Here is a 12,826-nt window from a genome sequence, read left to right as displayed (position 1 = left end):
AGTGGGGCCGGGTGCATCAGCAAGGAACTGGTCGGCTGTCAGGCCGCCATCGCCAGCAGGCGGGCTCCCACACAAAGGCAAGAGCAGAACGCGCACCGCTCTTGCCCCTCACCACTCAACAGGATGAGCGCAAGCTCGGCTGCAGCTCTTGATCTTGATCCACGGGCGACATCGGAAGGCTGAGTGGAGGGATTCATCCGGGGGTGGGAGCGCAGCGACCGTTTGGCGAAGCCAAACACAGCGAGAGGAGGTGCAGCGAAGCAAACCGTAGGCGCTGCGCCCGGATGGAGCCCGGAGCGAAGGGACCCCGAGCTCCGGCGAGCGGGCCGGACGTAGGAGCAAGCCTTTTTGGTTACTTTTTCGGCGTCTGGAAAAAGTGACCCGCCGTAAGGGCGGAACCCTAAGCCGCCGTGACCGCAGCAACGGATATACACCCAAATTTCATCGAAGAAACGAAGCAACCTTCTGCGCAGCACTGGCCAAATGATCCGAATGCGTAAACCCGGAAACCTTCAACGGCTTCAAATCATGATCCCCAGAGGCCAACCAAAACACCTCAATACTCGGCGATAGATCATAAGCCTCGACAGCGTCCCGATTTCCGAGAGCATCCCGCTCCCCCTGAACAATCAACGTCCGAGTCCGCAAAGCAGCCAAATGCTCAACCCGCGGTTTCTCAGGTTTCCCAACCGCATAAAACGGATATCCAAGACAGACAAGCGCATCGGCGCCCAACTCGTCAGCCAAAAGACTGGCCATCCGCCCGCCCATGGACTTACCGCCGATGGCCAAAATCCCAGCGACATGACGTCGCACTTCAGCGAACACTTCGCGCCAGCACTGAAGCAGTTTCGGCGCCGGATTCGGCGGACGCTTGCCACCGTCGATACGCCGCTGCGCCATATATGGAAACTCAAACCGCAACACATTCACCCCAAGTGCAGCAAGGCGCCCAGCCATATCCGTCATCCACTCACTGTCCATCGGCGCCCCGGCACCATGGGCGAGGATGAGCGTCGCCGAAGCCTCGCCAACAGCGGCGTCCCACAACCACCCATGATCCCGCACGCACTGCGCCCATTGATCCCCGTCAATACTGGCCTTGTGCTGTTTGTCCATGCTTGCCTCGCTTTTAGTCTGCCTATAACTCCAGGCGAAGGATTCGCGGCGTTTTCTGCGCGCGCTCACTTCGGCTGAACCGTGGATGGGGAACCATGAACACTTCTATCAGTACCGCCTACAACTACAAGGTGGTCCGCCAATTCGCCATTATGACGGTGGTGTGGGGCATCGTCGGCATGGGGCTCGGGGTTTTTCTCGCGGCTCAATTGGTCTGGCCTGAACTCAACTTCAATTTGCCTTGGACCAGTTTCGGCCGTCTGCGCCCGCTGCACACCAACGCGGTAATCTTCGCCTTCGGTGGCTGTGCGCTGTTCGCCAGTTCGTTCTACTCGGTGCAACGCACCTGCCAGACGCAATTGTTCGCGCCGAAAATCGCCGCGTTCTGCTTCTGGGGCTGGCAGCTTGTGATTCTATTGGCGGCGATCAGCCTGCCGCTGGGTTACACCAGTTCCAAGGAATACGCCGAGCTGGAATGGCCGATCGACATTCTGATCACCATCGTCTGGGTCGCCTACGCCATCGTGTTCTTCGGCACGATCATGCAGCGCAAGACCAAGCACATCTACGTCGGCAACTGGTTCTTCGGCGCGTTCATCATCACCGTGGCGATCCTGCACATCGTCAACAACCTTGAGTTGCCGGTGAGCCTGACCAAGTCCTACTCGGTGTACGCCGGTGCAACCGACGCGATGGTGCAATGGTGGTACGGCCACAACGCCGTGGGCTTTTTCCTCACCGCCGGTTTCCTCGGGATGATGTACTACTTCGTGCCGAAACAGGCCGAACGTCCGGTGTATTCGTATCGCCTGTCGATCGTGCACTTCTGGGCGCTGATCACCCTGTACATCTGGGCCGGCCCCCACCACCTGCACTACACCGCGCTGCCGGACTGGGCACAGTCGCTGGGGATGGTGATGTCGCTGATTCTGCTGGCACCGAGCTGGGGCGGCATGATCAACGGCATGATGACCCTCTCGGGCGCCTGGCATAAGTTGCGCAGCGACCCGATCCTGCGCTTCCTCGTGGTGTCGCTGGCGTTCTACGGCATGTCGACCTTCGAAGGTCCGATGATGGCGATCAAGACTGTAAACGCCCTCTCCCACTACACCGACTGGACCATCGGCCACGTACACGCCGGCGCCCTCGGCTGGGTGGCGATGATCTCGATCGGCGCGCTGTACCACATGATCCCGAAAGTCTTCGGCAAAGAGCAGATGCACAGCATCGGCCTGATCAACGCGCACTTCTGGCTCGCGACCATCGGCACCGTGCTCTACATCGCCTCGATGTGGGTCAACGGCATCGCCCAGGGCCTGATGTGGCGCGCAGTCAACGAGGACGGCACGCTGACCTACTCCTTCGTCGAAACCCTGGTGGCCAGCCACCCAGGCTTCATCGTGCGTCTGGTGGGTGGGGCGATCTTCCTCAGCGGCATGTTGCTGATGGCTTACAACACCTGGCGCACCGTGCGGGCCTCGCAGCCTGCTGACGTCGTTGCTGCCGCGCAGATGGCCTGAGGAGTCCGCCATGAAACACGAAACGATTGAAAAGAACGTCGGCCTGCTGATGCTGCTGATGGTGTTCGCCGTGAGCATCGGCGGCCTGACCCAGATCGTCCCGCTGTTCTTCCAGGACGTCACCAACAAACCGGTGGAAGGCATGAAACCCTACACCGCGCTGCAACTGGAAGGCCGCGACATCTACATCCGCGAAGGCTGCGTCGGTTGCCACTCGCAGATGATCCGCCCGTTCCGCGCCGAAACCGAACGCTACGGGCACTACTCGGTGGCCGGTGAAAGCGTCTGGGATCACCCGTTCCTGTGGGGCTCCAAGCGTACCGGGCCGGACCTGGCGCGGGTCGGCGCGCGTTACTCGGACGACTGGCACCGCGCGCACCTGTACAACCCGCGCAACGTGGTACCGGAGTCGAAAATGCCGGCCTACCCGTGGCTGGTGACGCAAGCGGTCGACAGCAGCCACACCGAAACCAAGCTCAAGACCATGCGCACCCTCGGCGTGCCGTACACCGACGACGACATCAGCGGCGCGGTCGCCAGCCTCAAGGGCAAGACCGAAATGGACGCCCTCGTCTCCTACCTGCAAGTGCTCGGCACTGCGATCAAGAGCAAGAGGTGAGCACGATGATCATTGAAATGAGTGCAGGGCTGATTCGCGGCCTCGGCACCGTCGTGGTGTTCGTCGCCTTCGTCGGCCTGACGATCTGGGTGTTCAACCGCAAGCGCACGCCGGAGTTCGCCGAAGCGCGCCTGCTGCCGTTCGCCGACGAGCCGCAACCCGACACCCAACCAGTATCTGAACCAAGGAGTACCCGGCCATGACCACCTTCTGGAGTACGTGGATCTGCGTACTGACCATCGGCAGCCTGATCGGCCTGACCTGGCTGCTGATCGGCACCCGCCGGGGCGAGACCAAGGGCAGCGTCGACCAGACCATGGGCCACAGCTTCGACGGCATCGAGGAGTACGACAACCCGCTGCCGCAGTGGTGGTTCATGCTGTTCGCCGGCACGCTGGTGTTTTCCGTGGGCTATCTGATCCTGTATCCGGGCCTGGGCAACTGGAAAGGTATTCTGCCCGGCTACGAGGACGGCTGGACCGGCGTCCACGAGTGGGAAAAGGAAATGAACAAGGCCGACGCCAAATTCGGGCCGATCTTCGCCAAATTCGCCGCCATGCCGGTGGAGGAAGTAGCGAAGGATCCGCAGGCGCTGAAAATGGGTGGCCGACTGTTCGCCTCCAACTGCTCGGTGTGCCACGGTTCCGACGCCAAGGGCGCTTTCGGCTTCCCTAACCTGGCCGACAAGGACTGGCGCTGGGGCGGCGACGCCGAAACCATCAAGACCACCATCATGGGTGGCCGCATGGCGGCGATGCCGGCCTGGGGCGAAGTGCTGGGCGAAGCCGGGGTGAAGAACGTCGCGGCGTATGTGCGTCACGAACTGGCCGGCCTGCCGCTGCCTACCGACAGCAAGGCGGACCTGCAGGCCGGACAGCAAGCGTTCAGCACCACCTGCGTAGCCTGTCATGGGGCAACCGGCCACGGCACTGAAGCCATGGGTGCGCCGAATCTGACGCACCCGGCCGGATTTATTTATGGCACGAGTCTGACGCAGCTTGAGCAGACCATCCGCCACGGTCGCCAGGGTCACATGCCGGCACAGAACGAACTCTTGGGCAATGATAAAGTGCAATTGCTCGCCGCTTATGTGTACAGCCTGAGCCATGGATTGAATACAGAAAAACTTATTACTGAAGACAACAAACAGTAATCATTGCACACACCTCTGCCGCACCATTCTCGGTGCGGCAGCATCCCGCCCCTTTGCGACGCATTGTCGCACCCCGTCACACCCTCTCCTTTCGGTTCCCCGGATTCGGGTCTACGCTTGCTCGATGCGGACTGGCTTGTGCTGGTTCCAGGTCAACGCTGACTGCTGTGTTCTGCGAACCGGCTGACTGATGTGGCCGCAAACGCCGGTAGATACCGGCTGTCGTGCCATTTACCGTCCGTCACCCGAACTGAGCGTTTGAACACACCCCGTTACAAGCGACCTGATCCCCTCGCTTTTTTCGTCCGCTGCGACATTTTGTCCGAGGCCAATTTTGACCTTACGCGGCGTATGGAAAGGCCGCAGAATCAGCGTTGGAAAGCATTGACCCAGGTCATGGCGCGTTGCAATGACCCCCTGCTCTCTGCATACTTGCGGCCGATTTTAATCCTAATAAAACACCCAAACCGTGGAACCTTAGAATGAGCACAGCAATCAGTCCGACTGCTTATAACTATAAGGTAGTCCGCCAGTTCGCCATCATGACGGTGGTCTGGGGGATCCTTGGCATGGGGCTCGGTGTCTTCATCGCCTCGCAACTGGTCTGGCCGGAGTTAAACTTCGGTCTGCCGTGGACGAGCTTTGGACGCCTGCGCCCGTTGCACACAAACCTGGTGATTTTCGCCTTCGGTGGTTGTGCACTGTTTGCCACTTCCTACTATGTCGTGCAGCGAACCTGCCAGACGCGACTGATCTCCGACAGCCTTGCCGCCTTCACCTTCTGGGGCTGGCAGGCGGTCATCGTCGGCGCCATCATTACCTTGCCGCTGGGTTACACCACCACCAAGGAATACGCCGAACTGGAATGGCCGCTCGCCATTCTGCTGGCCATTGTCTGGGTCTCCTACGGGCTGGTGTTCTTCGGCACCATCACCAAGCGCAAGACCAAACACATCTATGTCGGTAACTGGTTCTACGGCGCGTTCATCGTCGTGACCGCGATGCTGCACATCGTCAACCACGCCTCCCTGCCGGTGAGTTTCTTCAAGTCCTACTCCGCCTATTCGGGCGCGACCGACGCGATGATCCAGTGGTGGTACGGCCACAACGCCGTGGGCTTCTTCCTGACCACCGGCTTCCTCGGGATGATGTACTACTTCGTGCCGAAGCAGGCCGAGCGTCCGATCTACTCGTATCGCCTGTCGATCGTGCACTTCTGGGCACTGATCACCCTGTACATCTGGGCCGGTCCGCACCACCTGCACTACACCGCACTGCCGGACTGGGCACAGTCGCTGGGCATGGCGATGTCGATCATCCTGCTGGCGCCAAGCTGGGGCGGCATGATCAACGGCATGATGACCCTTTCGGGCGCCTGGCATAAGCTGCGCACCGACCCGATCCTGCGCTTCCTCGTGGTGTCGCTGGCGTTCTACGGCATGTCGACCTTCGAAGGTCCGATGATGGCGATCAAGACCGTCAACTCGCTCTCGCACTACACCGACTGGACCATCGGCCACGTTCACGCCGGTGCTCTGGGCTGGGTAGCGATGATTTCGATCGGTGCGATCTACCACATGATCCCGAAACTGTTCGGTCGTGCGCAGATGCACAGCGTCGGCCTGATCAACGCGCACTTCTGGCTCGCGACCATCGGTACTGTGCTGTACATCGCCTCGATGTGGGTCAACGGCATCACTCAGGGTCTGATGTGGCGTGCAATCAACGATGACGGCACCCTCACCTACTCGTTCGTCGAAGCGCTGCAGGCCAGCCACCCGGGCTACATCGTCCGTGCCCTGGGCGGTGCTTTCTTCGCCAGCGGCATGTTCCTGATGGCTTACAACGTCTGGCGCACCGTGCGCGCCTCGAATGCGGCTGAAGCCGAAGCCGCCGCCCAGATCGCTGTTGTTGGAGCTCACTGATGAAGCATGAAGCTGTCGAGAAGAATATTGGCCTGCTGGCCTTCTTCATGGTCATCGCCGTCAGCATTGGCGGCCTGACCCAGATCGTTCCGCTGTTCTTCCAGGACGTCACCAACAAGCCGGTCGAAGGCATGAAGCCGCGTTCGGCGCTGGAACTGGAAGGCCGCGACGTCTATATCGCCAACGGTTGTGTCGGCTGCCACTCGCAGATGATCCGTCCGTTCCGCGCTGAAACCGAACGCTACGGCCACTACTCGGTCGCCGGTGAAAGCGTCTGGGACCACCCGTTCCTGTGGGGTTCCAAACGTACCGGCCCGGATCTGGCTCGCGTGGGCGGTCGTTACTCCGATGACTGGCAACGTGCGCACCTGTACAACCCGCGCAACGTGGTGCCTGAGTCGAAAATGCCGGCTTACCCGTTCCTCGTGGAAAACAAGCTCGACGGCAAAGACACGGCCAAGAAAATGGAAGTGTTGCGCACGCTCGGCGTCCCTTACACCGACGAAGACATCGCCGGTGCAAAAGATGCCGTGAAGGGCAAAACCGAAATGGACGCGCTGGTGGCCTACCTTCAGGGCCTGGGCACCATCATCAAAAGCAAACGGTGATTCTTCATGGATATCGGGATGATTCGCGGCCTGGGCACCGTCGTCGTGATGGTGGCCTTCATCGGTTTGGCGTTGTGGGTATTCAGCCCCAAGCGCAAGTCGGAGTTTGAAGACGCAACCTTGCTGCCTTTTGCGGATGATCCCGAAGCCATCAAGCACGTCGAGCAAGCTTCTAGGAGTAACAAAGAATGACTACATTCTGGAGTCTGTACGTCACAGTCCTCAGTCTCGGTACGATCTTCGCCCTGACCTGGCTGCTGCTGTCGACCCGCAAGGGCCAGCGCAGCGAACAGACGGACGAAACGGTCGGCCACTCCTTCGACGGGATCGAGGAGTACGACAACCCACTGCCGAAATGGTGGTTCATGCTGTTCGTGGGCACCATCGTGTTCGCCCTGGGTTATCTGGTGCTGTACCCGGGCCTGGGCAACTGGAAAGGCCTGCTGCCGGGCTACAACTACCTCGATAACGACAAGCAGACCGCGTTCGCCAACGGCCAGACCGGCTGGACCGGCGTGCATGAGTGGGAAAAGGAAATGGCCCGCTCGGACGCCAAGTTCGGTCCGATCTTCGCCAAGTTCGCGGCGATGCCAATCGAAGAAGTGGCCAAGGATCCGCAAGCACTGAAGATGGGCGGCCGTCTGTTCGCCTCCAACTGTTCGGTATGCCACGGTTCCGACGCCAAGGGCGCCTATGGCTTCCCGAACCTGACCGACGCCGACTGGCGCTGGGGCGGCGAGCCGGAAACCATCAAGACCACCATCATGGGCGGTCGACACGCGGTGATGCCGGCCTGGGCCGAAGTCATTGGCGAACAAGGCGTAGCCGATGTCGCAGCCTTCGTGGTGACCCAGCTCGATGGCCGCAAACTGCCGGAAGGCACCAAAGCTGACCCGGCCAACGGCCAGAAACTGTTCGCCGCCAACTGCGTGGCCTGCCACGGTCCAGCAGGCAAAGGCACCCCGGCCATGGGCGCGCCTGACCTGACCCACCCGGCCGCGTTCATCTACGGTTCGAGCTTCGCCCAACTGCAGCAGACCATCCGTTACGGCCGTCAGGGCCAGATGCCGGCGCAGGAACAACTGCAAGGCAACGACAAGGTGCACCTGCTGGCAGCGTACGTGTACAGCCTGTCCCACGGTGAAAAAGCGCCGGAGGCCGAGGCGCAATAAGGCCAGGGCTTGATGTAATGAAGAATCCCCCGCCAGTGCTCTGGCGGGGGATTTTTTTATGGGTTACTGGCCCAGATCGACTTCACCGGCACGGTGGCCACCGGCGTACGTTTGCGCCACTGATTGTCCTCGACCAGACTCACCTCCAATTGCTTGCGATCCTTGGAAAAAGTGGCGGTCAGGTACGTCTGCTGAGAAGCTGAACCGCTGAGAAACATCGGCACGCTCCCCATATAGGTATGGCTACCACCTTCGTCGTGGAAGTGGCCGGCGAACATCGCCGTTACCTGATACTTTTCAATCATTTCGCGAAAGCGCTTCTCTTGATCCCAACTGCCTTTCCACTCATAGGGCTTGTGCATGTTGATAATGATCGCGTAACCCTGCGCTCGCGCTATTCGCAAATCATTTTCCAGCCAGTCCAGCGACGCCGTGATATCGAATGTGGTCGGATTCAACGCGTGAGAAATCTTCACCGCATAAGTGGGTTCATTGTTCAACTGCACCAGATGCACTTCACCCATATTCTTTGAATAAGCCAGACTACCCAGATAGTGTTTATTCACAAAGCTGCCGGTGACTTCCAGATCAAATTCATCGACTTTACCGACATGATGATCACGGTAATCAACAATACTGCCCGCTGCGCAACTTTCACTGAAACAGTCATTCACGTTGTTCTGGTAGTCGTGATTGCCCAATCCGTAGAGCACGTGATCGCCAAAGTGTTTCTTCAGCATCGAACCGATGAAAGAGCGCTGCCAGCCGTGGCCAAACGCGGTCATGTCACCGTTGATCATCAATGGCACGGCAGCCTGCCCGCCCATCTCGGTGCGGAACTGGGCAATGCTCGCGAACTGGGTTTCCACCAGCCATTTCGCGCGTTTTTCGAAATCCGCGCTCGATTCATCCTCGCCACTGTCCGACTTTTCTGTCCACGGGTATTGCGGGTCTGATGCAAATACGATGTGCTGCGGCATACCTTCATTGGCACTGGCGAGAGAAGTCAGGGACACCAGACACAGACAAGCGAAAAGCTTTTTAACTTCCTTGATTTTCATAACACTCCATTATTCCGTTAAATTTCAAAACATGAACATGCAACTAGCACGCTGCAGAACAGCCAATAAGCTATTCGAAAAAAACAAGAAAACAAAACCCATCAATTAACTAATGATATTTCTGGAACATTAAAATCGCCTTCGAAATTAATACTTTGAGACACATGCCTGATGGACTCGATTCGCTATGCTCTGTAGGGTCGTCCACAGCCCGTTGACCCTCATCGGAGCCACTTCAAGGATGAAGCCGCTATGTTGAATGACAGCAAAAACCCTCTCCCGGTTGATCAGAAACTCACAGACAACGATCAGACAATCGATCCATCGAACCACCCCGTGGAATCGATTGCCGTGACACTGGGTAATCCGTTGCAACCCGACTCCAGAAGCACCACAAAGCCCCACAGAAATACCGGCAGTCTCGAGAGCCTGGGCGGCGGCAGACTTCCCTGAGTATTGAAGCCACGTCTGAATCAATCCGAGCCGGCCTGCGCCTTTTGCGAGGCTGGCTCGACTATGCCAGCCACGGACCGACCCACGGACGGCTGAGTTCTGTCTTCCTTGATTGCCGCCCCCAAGGCGAAGTAGTAACGTTGCTACATCTGTATTGCGAGAGGTCAACCATGATGGCAATCACCACCATCTCCAGCCGTGAATTCAATCAGGACACCAGCAGCGCCAAAAAGGCTGCGCGTCTGGGTCCAGTGATCATCACCGACCGTGGCAAGGCCTCTCATGTCCTGTTGAGCATTGAGGAATATCAGAAACTGAGCGGCGCAAACACGAGCATTGTCGATTTGTTGGTCATGCCGGAGGCTGCCGACATCGATTTCGAAACCGAGCGCGCAGTCATCATTCATCGTCCCGTGGATCTGTCCTGATGTATTTACTCGACACCAATGTGATTTCCGAACTTCGCAAGCCGCAAGCCGATGCCAATGTCGTCAGTTGGGCCAAAAGCGTCATCGCACCGCGCCTGTACATCTCGGCCATTACCTTGAAAGAACTGGAAACCGGGGTACTACGAATGGAACGGCGTGATCCTGCTCAAGGAAAGCTGTTGCGCAGCTGGCTGACGCGTCACGTCATGCCGGCCTTCGAAGCCCGAATCCTGCCGGTCGATGCCGCGGTGGCACTGCGTTGTGCCAGCCTGCATGTACCCGACCAGGCCAATGAAAGCGATGCATTGATAGCTGCCACGGCCCTGGTGCATGGACTCACAGTGGTCACGCGCAATGTCGGTGATTTCCGCTCGAGCGGCGTCGCCCTGATCAACCCGTGGGAACATTGAATTAGCCGCCACTCCAAAACCGTCCATACTCAACAAGTCAATTGATCTGCATCAGGCTTTTCTGCATTCGCTACACCAATAATGCTTTTTCCCCAACGCGACCAAAGGTCGCACCCTTGAGTTAGAGCGACAGGCGTATCATTGCGCCACTGCCACACCCCTTTCTGACCGCGGTCGGCACGTATCGACCGAGGCATTTGTCCACTGCCGTGGGATGCAATGATGAGCAACCAGATTCCGGTACACGACGTCACACCACCGAGCAAAAACGCGAACAACAGCGTCGATCTTTACGCCTCTCGAGAAAAAATCTACACCCGTGCTTTCACCGGCCTGTTCCGCAATCTGCGGATGATCGGCGGCGCTGCGCTGTTCCTGTTGTATTTCGGTACGGTGTGGCTGAACTGGGGCGGGCATCAGGCGGTGTGGTGGAACCTGCCGGAACGCAAGTTCTTCATCTTTGGTGCGACCTTCTGGCCGCAGGACTTCATCCTGCTGTCGGGGCTGCTGATCATTGCGGCGTTCGGCCTGTTCTTCATCACCGTTTACGCCGGCCGCGTCTGGTGCGGCTACACCTGTCCGCAAAGCGTGTGGACGTGGATTTTCATGTGGTGCGAGAAGGTCACCGAAGGCGACCGCAATCAGCGGATCAAGCTCGATAAAGCGCCGATGAGCGGCAACAAATTTCTGCGCAAGCTCGCCAAGCATTCATTATGGCTGCTGATCGGCTTCGTCACCGGCATGACCTTCGTCGGCTACTTCTCGCCAATCCGCGAACTGGTGTTCGAATTCTTCACCGGTCAGGCCGATGGCTGGTCGTATTTCTGGGTCGGTTTCTTCACCCTCGCCACCTACGGCAACGCCGGCTGGCTGCGCGAGCAGGTGTGCATCTATATGTGCCCCTACGCACGTTTCCAGAGCGTGATGTTCGACAAGGACACCCTGATTGTTTCCTACGACCCGCGTCGCGGCGAAAGCCGTGGCCCGCGCAAGAAAGGTGTCGACTACAAGGCCATGGGTCTGGGCGACTGCATCGATTGCACCATGTGCGTTCAGGTGTGCCCGACCGGTATCGACATCCGTGACGGCCTGCAGATCGAGTGCATCGGTTGCGCCGCGTGTATCGACGCCTGCGACGCGATCATGGACAAGATGGACTACCCGCGCGGCCTCATCAGCTACACCACCGAACACAACCTCTCCGGCCAGAAAACCCATAAACTGCGGCCACGCCTGATTGGCTACGCGGTGGTGCTGCTGGCGATGATCAGCCTGCTGGTGACCGCGTTCTTCATGCGCTCGCTGGTCGGTTTCGACGTCAGCAAGGACCGCGTGCTGTACCGCGAAAACGCCGAAGGCCGGATCGAAAACGTCTACAGCCTGAAGATCATGAACAAGGATCAGCGCGACCACACCTACGTGCTGGAAGCCGCCGGTCTGCCGGATCTGCGCCTGCAAGGCAAACGCGAGATCAAGGTGCCGGCCGGCGAAATCTTCAGCATGCCGGTGGAGTTGTCGAGCGCACCGGAACAATTGCCGTCGAGCACCAACGAGGTGAAATTCATCCTCAAGGATGCCGACGATGATAGCGTCCACGTTGAAGCCAAGAGCCGATTCATCGGCCCACAAACCCGTTGAGAGAACTGAACATGCCCGCAGCAAACGCCGCCAGTCCTTGGTACAAGCACCTTTGGCCATGGATCATCATCGGGATTCTGGCCTGTTCGGTGACCTTGACCCTGTCGATGGTGACCATCGCGGTGAACAACCCGGACAACCTGGTCAACGACAACTATTACGAGGCCGGCAAAGGCATCAACCGCTCGCTGGATCGCGAGCTGCTGGCGCAGGAGCTGAAGATGCGCGCCAGCGTGCATCTGGATGACCTGACCGGCGAAGTTGACCTGCGCCTGAGCGGCGACAGCCAGCCGAAAACCCTGGAACTGAACCTGATCTCGCCGACCCAACCGGAGAAGGATCGCAAGATCGTCCTGACCCGCAGCGAAACCGAAACCGGCCGTTACATCGGTCAGTTGGGCGACAAGGTCGAAGGCCGGCGTTTTGTCGAATTGCTGGGCACGCAGGACGACCACGTGTGGCGCATGTTCGAAGAGGAACAGGTCAGCCACGACAAGGATCTGTTGCTCGGTGACGAACCGCTGCAGGGCGCCGAAGACCTGGATAAATAAATAAACTGCAGAAGCCCCTCACCCTAACCCTCTCCCGGAGGGAGAGGGGACTGATTTCGGCCGCTCGCATACCTTGTGTATGGCAGTGACGATATCCGTGGATGCACCTCTTTTCCGGCCTCCATCAATCGGCTCCCTCTCCCTCCGGGAGAGGGCTGGGGTGAGGGCA

14 protein-coding genes are annotated in these 12,826 nt (G+C 58.9%); 12 read left to right on the top strand and 2 right to left on the bottom strand.

Annotation, left to right across the window (positions count from 1 at the left end):
- Positions 1-441: 441 nt before the first annotated feature.
- On the bottom strand, positions 442-1,119 hold the full coding sequence (locus tag V3W27_RS24650) for an alpha/beta family hydrolase (RefSeq protein ID WP_330207761.1): 678 nt from the start codon (positions 1,117-1,119) through the stop codon (positions 442-444).
- 95 nt (positions 1,120-1,214) lie between these two features.
- On the opposite strand from V3W27_RS24650, the gene ccoN (V3W27_RS24645) reads away from it, so the two are divergent.
- From ccoN (V3W27_RS24645) to ccoP (V3W27_RS24610), 8 genes are all read left to right on the top strand, one after another.
- Positions 1,215-2,639 carry a cytochrome-c oxidase, cbb3-type subunit I gene (gene ccoN, locus V3W27_RS24645; protein ID WP_103368400.1) on the top strand — a complete coding sequence of 475 codons (1,425 nt, stop codon included), beginning with the start codon at positions 1,215-1,217 and terminating at the stop codon, positions 2,637-2,639.
- Positions 2,640-2,649: 10 nt separating this feature from the next.
- Positions 2,650-3,258 (top strand): cytochrome-c oxidase, cbb3-type subunit II, encoded by a 609-nt coding sequence (gene ccoO / locus V3W27_RS24640; protein ID WP_003223389.1) that lies wholly within the window; start codon positions 2,650-2,652, stop codon positions 3,256-3,258.
- A gap of 5 nt (positions 3,259-3,263) precedes the next feature.
- Positions 3,264-3,461: a cbb3-type cytochrome oxidase subunit 3 gene (locus V3W27_RS24635; protein ID WP_095138674.1), complete on the top strand. Its 198-nt coding sequence runs from the start codon at positions 3,264-3,266 to the stop codon at positions 3,459-3,461.
- On the top strand, positions 3,458-4,411 hold the full coding sequence (gene ccoP / locus V3W27_RS24630) for a cytochrome-c oxidase, cbb3-type subunit III (protein ID WP_096797660.1): 954 nt from the start codon (positions 3,458-3,460) through the stop codon (positions 4,409-4,411). Before V3W27_RS24635 ends, ccoP (V3W27_RS24630) begins: the two co-directional genes overlap by 4 nt.
- Positions 4,412-4,893: 482 nt before the next feature.
- The gene (gene ccoN / locus V3W27_RS24625; RefSeq protein WP_007969186.1) at positions 4,894-6,336 is read left to right on the top strand and encodes a cytochrome-c oxidase, cbb3-type subunit I; all 1,443 of its coding nucleotides are present in this window, start codon (positions 4,894-4,896) and stop codon (positions 6,334-6,336) included.
- Positions 6,336-6,944, top strand: a complete 609-nt coding sequence (gene ccoO / locus V3W27_RS24620; RefSeq protein WP_024164411.1) for a cytochrome-c oxidase, cbb3-type subunit II — start codon at positions 6,336-6,338, stop codon at positions 6,942-6,944. The genes ccoN (V3W27_RS24625) and ccoO (V3W27_RS24620) overlap by 1 nt, the downstream gene beginning before the upstream one ends.
- 6 nt (positions 6,945-6,950) lie before the next feature.
- Positions 6,951-7,136 (top strand): CcoQ/FixQ family Cbb3-type cytochrome c oxidase assembly chaperone, encoded by a 186-nt coding sequence (locus tag V3W27_RS24615; protein WP_003175465.1) that lies wholly within the window; start codon positions 6,951-6,953, stop codon positions 7,134-7,136.
- Entirely contained in the window at positions 7,133-8,116 is a 984-nt protein-coding gene (gene ccoP, locus V3W27_RS24610; RefSeq protein WP_096797659.1) for a cytochrome-c oxidase, cbb3-type subunit III, read from the top strand. The genes V3W27_RS24615 and ccoP (V3W27_RS24610) overlap by 4 nt, the downstream gene beginning before the upstream one ends.
- Before the next feature lie 56 nt (positions 8,117-8,172).
- Here ccoP (V3W27_RS24610) and V3W27_RS24605 read toward each other — a convergent pair whose 3' ends face one another.
- On the bottom strand, positions 8,173-9,177 hold the full coding sequence (locus tag V3W27_RS24605) for a metallophosphoesterase family protein (RefSeq protein ID WP_096797658.1): 1,005 nt from the start codon (positions 9,175-9,177) through the stop codon (positions 8,173-8,175).
- A gap of 626 nt (positions 9,178-9,803) precedes the next feature.
- Between V3W27_RS24605 and V3W27_RS24600 the strand changes: the two genes are divergently transcribed.
- The 4 genes from V3W27_RS24600 to V3W27_RS24585 all read left to right on the top strand — a co-directional run bounded on the left by V3W27_RS24600 (position 9,804) and on the right by V3W27_RS24585 (position 12,657).
- Positions 9,804-10,058 carry a type II toxin-antitoxin system Phd/YefM family antitoxin gene (locus V3W27_RS24600; protein ID WP_047599120.1) on the top strand — a complete coding sequence of 85 codons (255 nt, stop codon included), beginning with the start codon at positions 9,804-9,806 and terminating at the stop codon, positions 10,056-10,058.
- The gene (locus V3W27_RS24595) at positions 10,058-10,468 is read left to right on the top strand and encodes a type II toxin-antitoxin system VapC family toxin (protein WP_096797656.1); all 411 of its coding nucleotides are present in this window, start codon (positions 10,058-10,060) and stop codon (positions 10,466-10,468) included. The genes V3W27_RS24600 and V3W27_RS24595 overlap by 1 nt, the downstream gene beginning before the upstream one ends.
- A gap of 222 nt (positions 10,469-10,690) precedes the next feature.
- On the top strand, positions 10,691-12,106 hold the full coding sequence (gene ccoG, locus V3W27_RS24590; RefSeq protein ID WP_027613255.1) for a cytochrome c oxidase accessory protein CcoG: 1,416 nt from the start codon (positions 10,691-10,693) through the stop codon (positions 12,104-12,106).
- An 11-nt stretch (positions 12,107-12,117) separates the two neighbouring features.
- Positions 12,118-12,657, top strand: a complete 540-nt coding sequence (locus V3W27_RS24585) for a FixH family protein (protein ID WP_096797655.1) — start codon at positions 12,118-12,120, stop codon at positions 12,655-12,657.
- Positions 12,658-12,826: the final 169 nt, after the last annotated feature.

Source organism: Pseudomonas sp. AM14(2022) (assembly GCF_036346455.1).
GTDB classification, from domain to species: Bacteria; Pseudomonadota; Gammaproteobacteria; order Pseudomonadales; family Pseudomonadaceae; genus Aquipseudomonas; species Aquipseudomonas putida_A.
Note: the sequence above shows the minus strand (reverse complement) of the source record. Positions and strands in the feature narration are given on the sequence as shown.

Coding starts and splice junctions, on each gene's coding strand:
- V3W27_RS24650 (WP_330207761.1), bottom strand. CDS start 1,119: ATGGACAAACAGCACAAGGCCAGTATTGACGGGGATCAATGGGCGCAG.
- ccoG (WP_027613255.1), top strand. CDS start 10,691: ATGAGCAACCAGATTCCGGTACACGACGTCACACCACCGAGCAAAAAC.
- V3W27_RS24585 (WP_096797655.1), top strand. CDS start 12,118: ATGCCCGCAGCAAACGCCGCCAGTCCTTGGTACAAGCACCTTTGGCCA.
- V3W27_RS24615 (WP_003175465.1), top strand. CDS start 6,951: ATGGATATCGGGATGATTCGCGGCCTGGGCACCGTCGTCGTGATGGTG.
- ccoO (WP_003223389.1), top strand. CDS start 2,650: ATGAAACACGAAACGATTGAAAAGAACGTCGGCCTGCTGATGCTGCTG.
- ccoO (WP_024164411.1), top strand. CDS start 6,336: ATGAAGCATGAAGCTGTCGAGAAGAATATTGGCCTGCTGGCCTTCTTC.
- ccoN (WP_103368400.1), top strand. CDS start 1,215: ATGAACACTTCTATCAGTACCGCCTACAACTACAAGGTGGTCCGCCAA.
- V3W27_RS24605 (WP_096797658.1), bottom strand. CDS start 9,177: ATGAAAATCAAGGAAGTTAAAAAGCTTTTCGCTTGTCTGTGTCTGGTG.
- ccoN (WP_007969186.1), top strand. CDS start 4,894: ATGAGCACAGCAATCAGTCCGACTGCTTATAACTATAAGGTAGTCCGC.
- V3W27_RS24595 (WP_096797656.1), top strand. CDS start 10,058: ATGTATTTACTCGACACCAATGTGATTTCCGAACTTCGCAAGCCGCAA.
- ccoP (WP_096797660.1), top strand. CDS start 3,458: ATGACCACCTTCTGGAGTACGTGGATCTGCGTACTGACCATCGGCAGC.
- V3W27_RS24635 (WP_095138674.1), top strand. CDS start 3,264: ATGATCATTGAAATGAGTGCAGGGCTGATTCGCGGCCTCGGCACCGTC.
- ccoP (WP_096797659.1), top strand. CDS start 7,133: ATGACTACATTCTGGAGTCTGTACGTCACAGTCCTCAGTCTCGGTACG.
- V3W27_RS24600 (WP_047599120.1), top strand. CDS start 9,804: ATGGCAATCACCACCATCTCCAGCCGTGAATTCAATCAGGACACCAGC.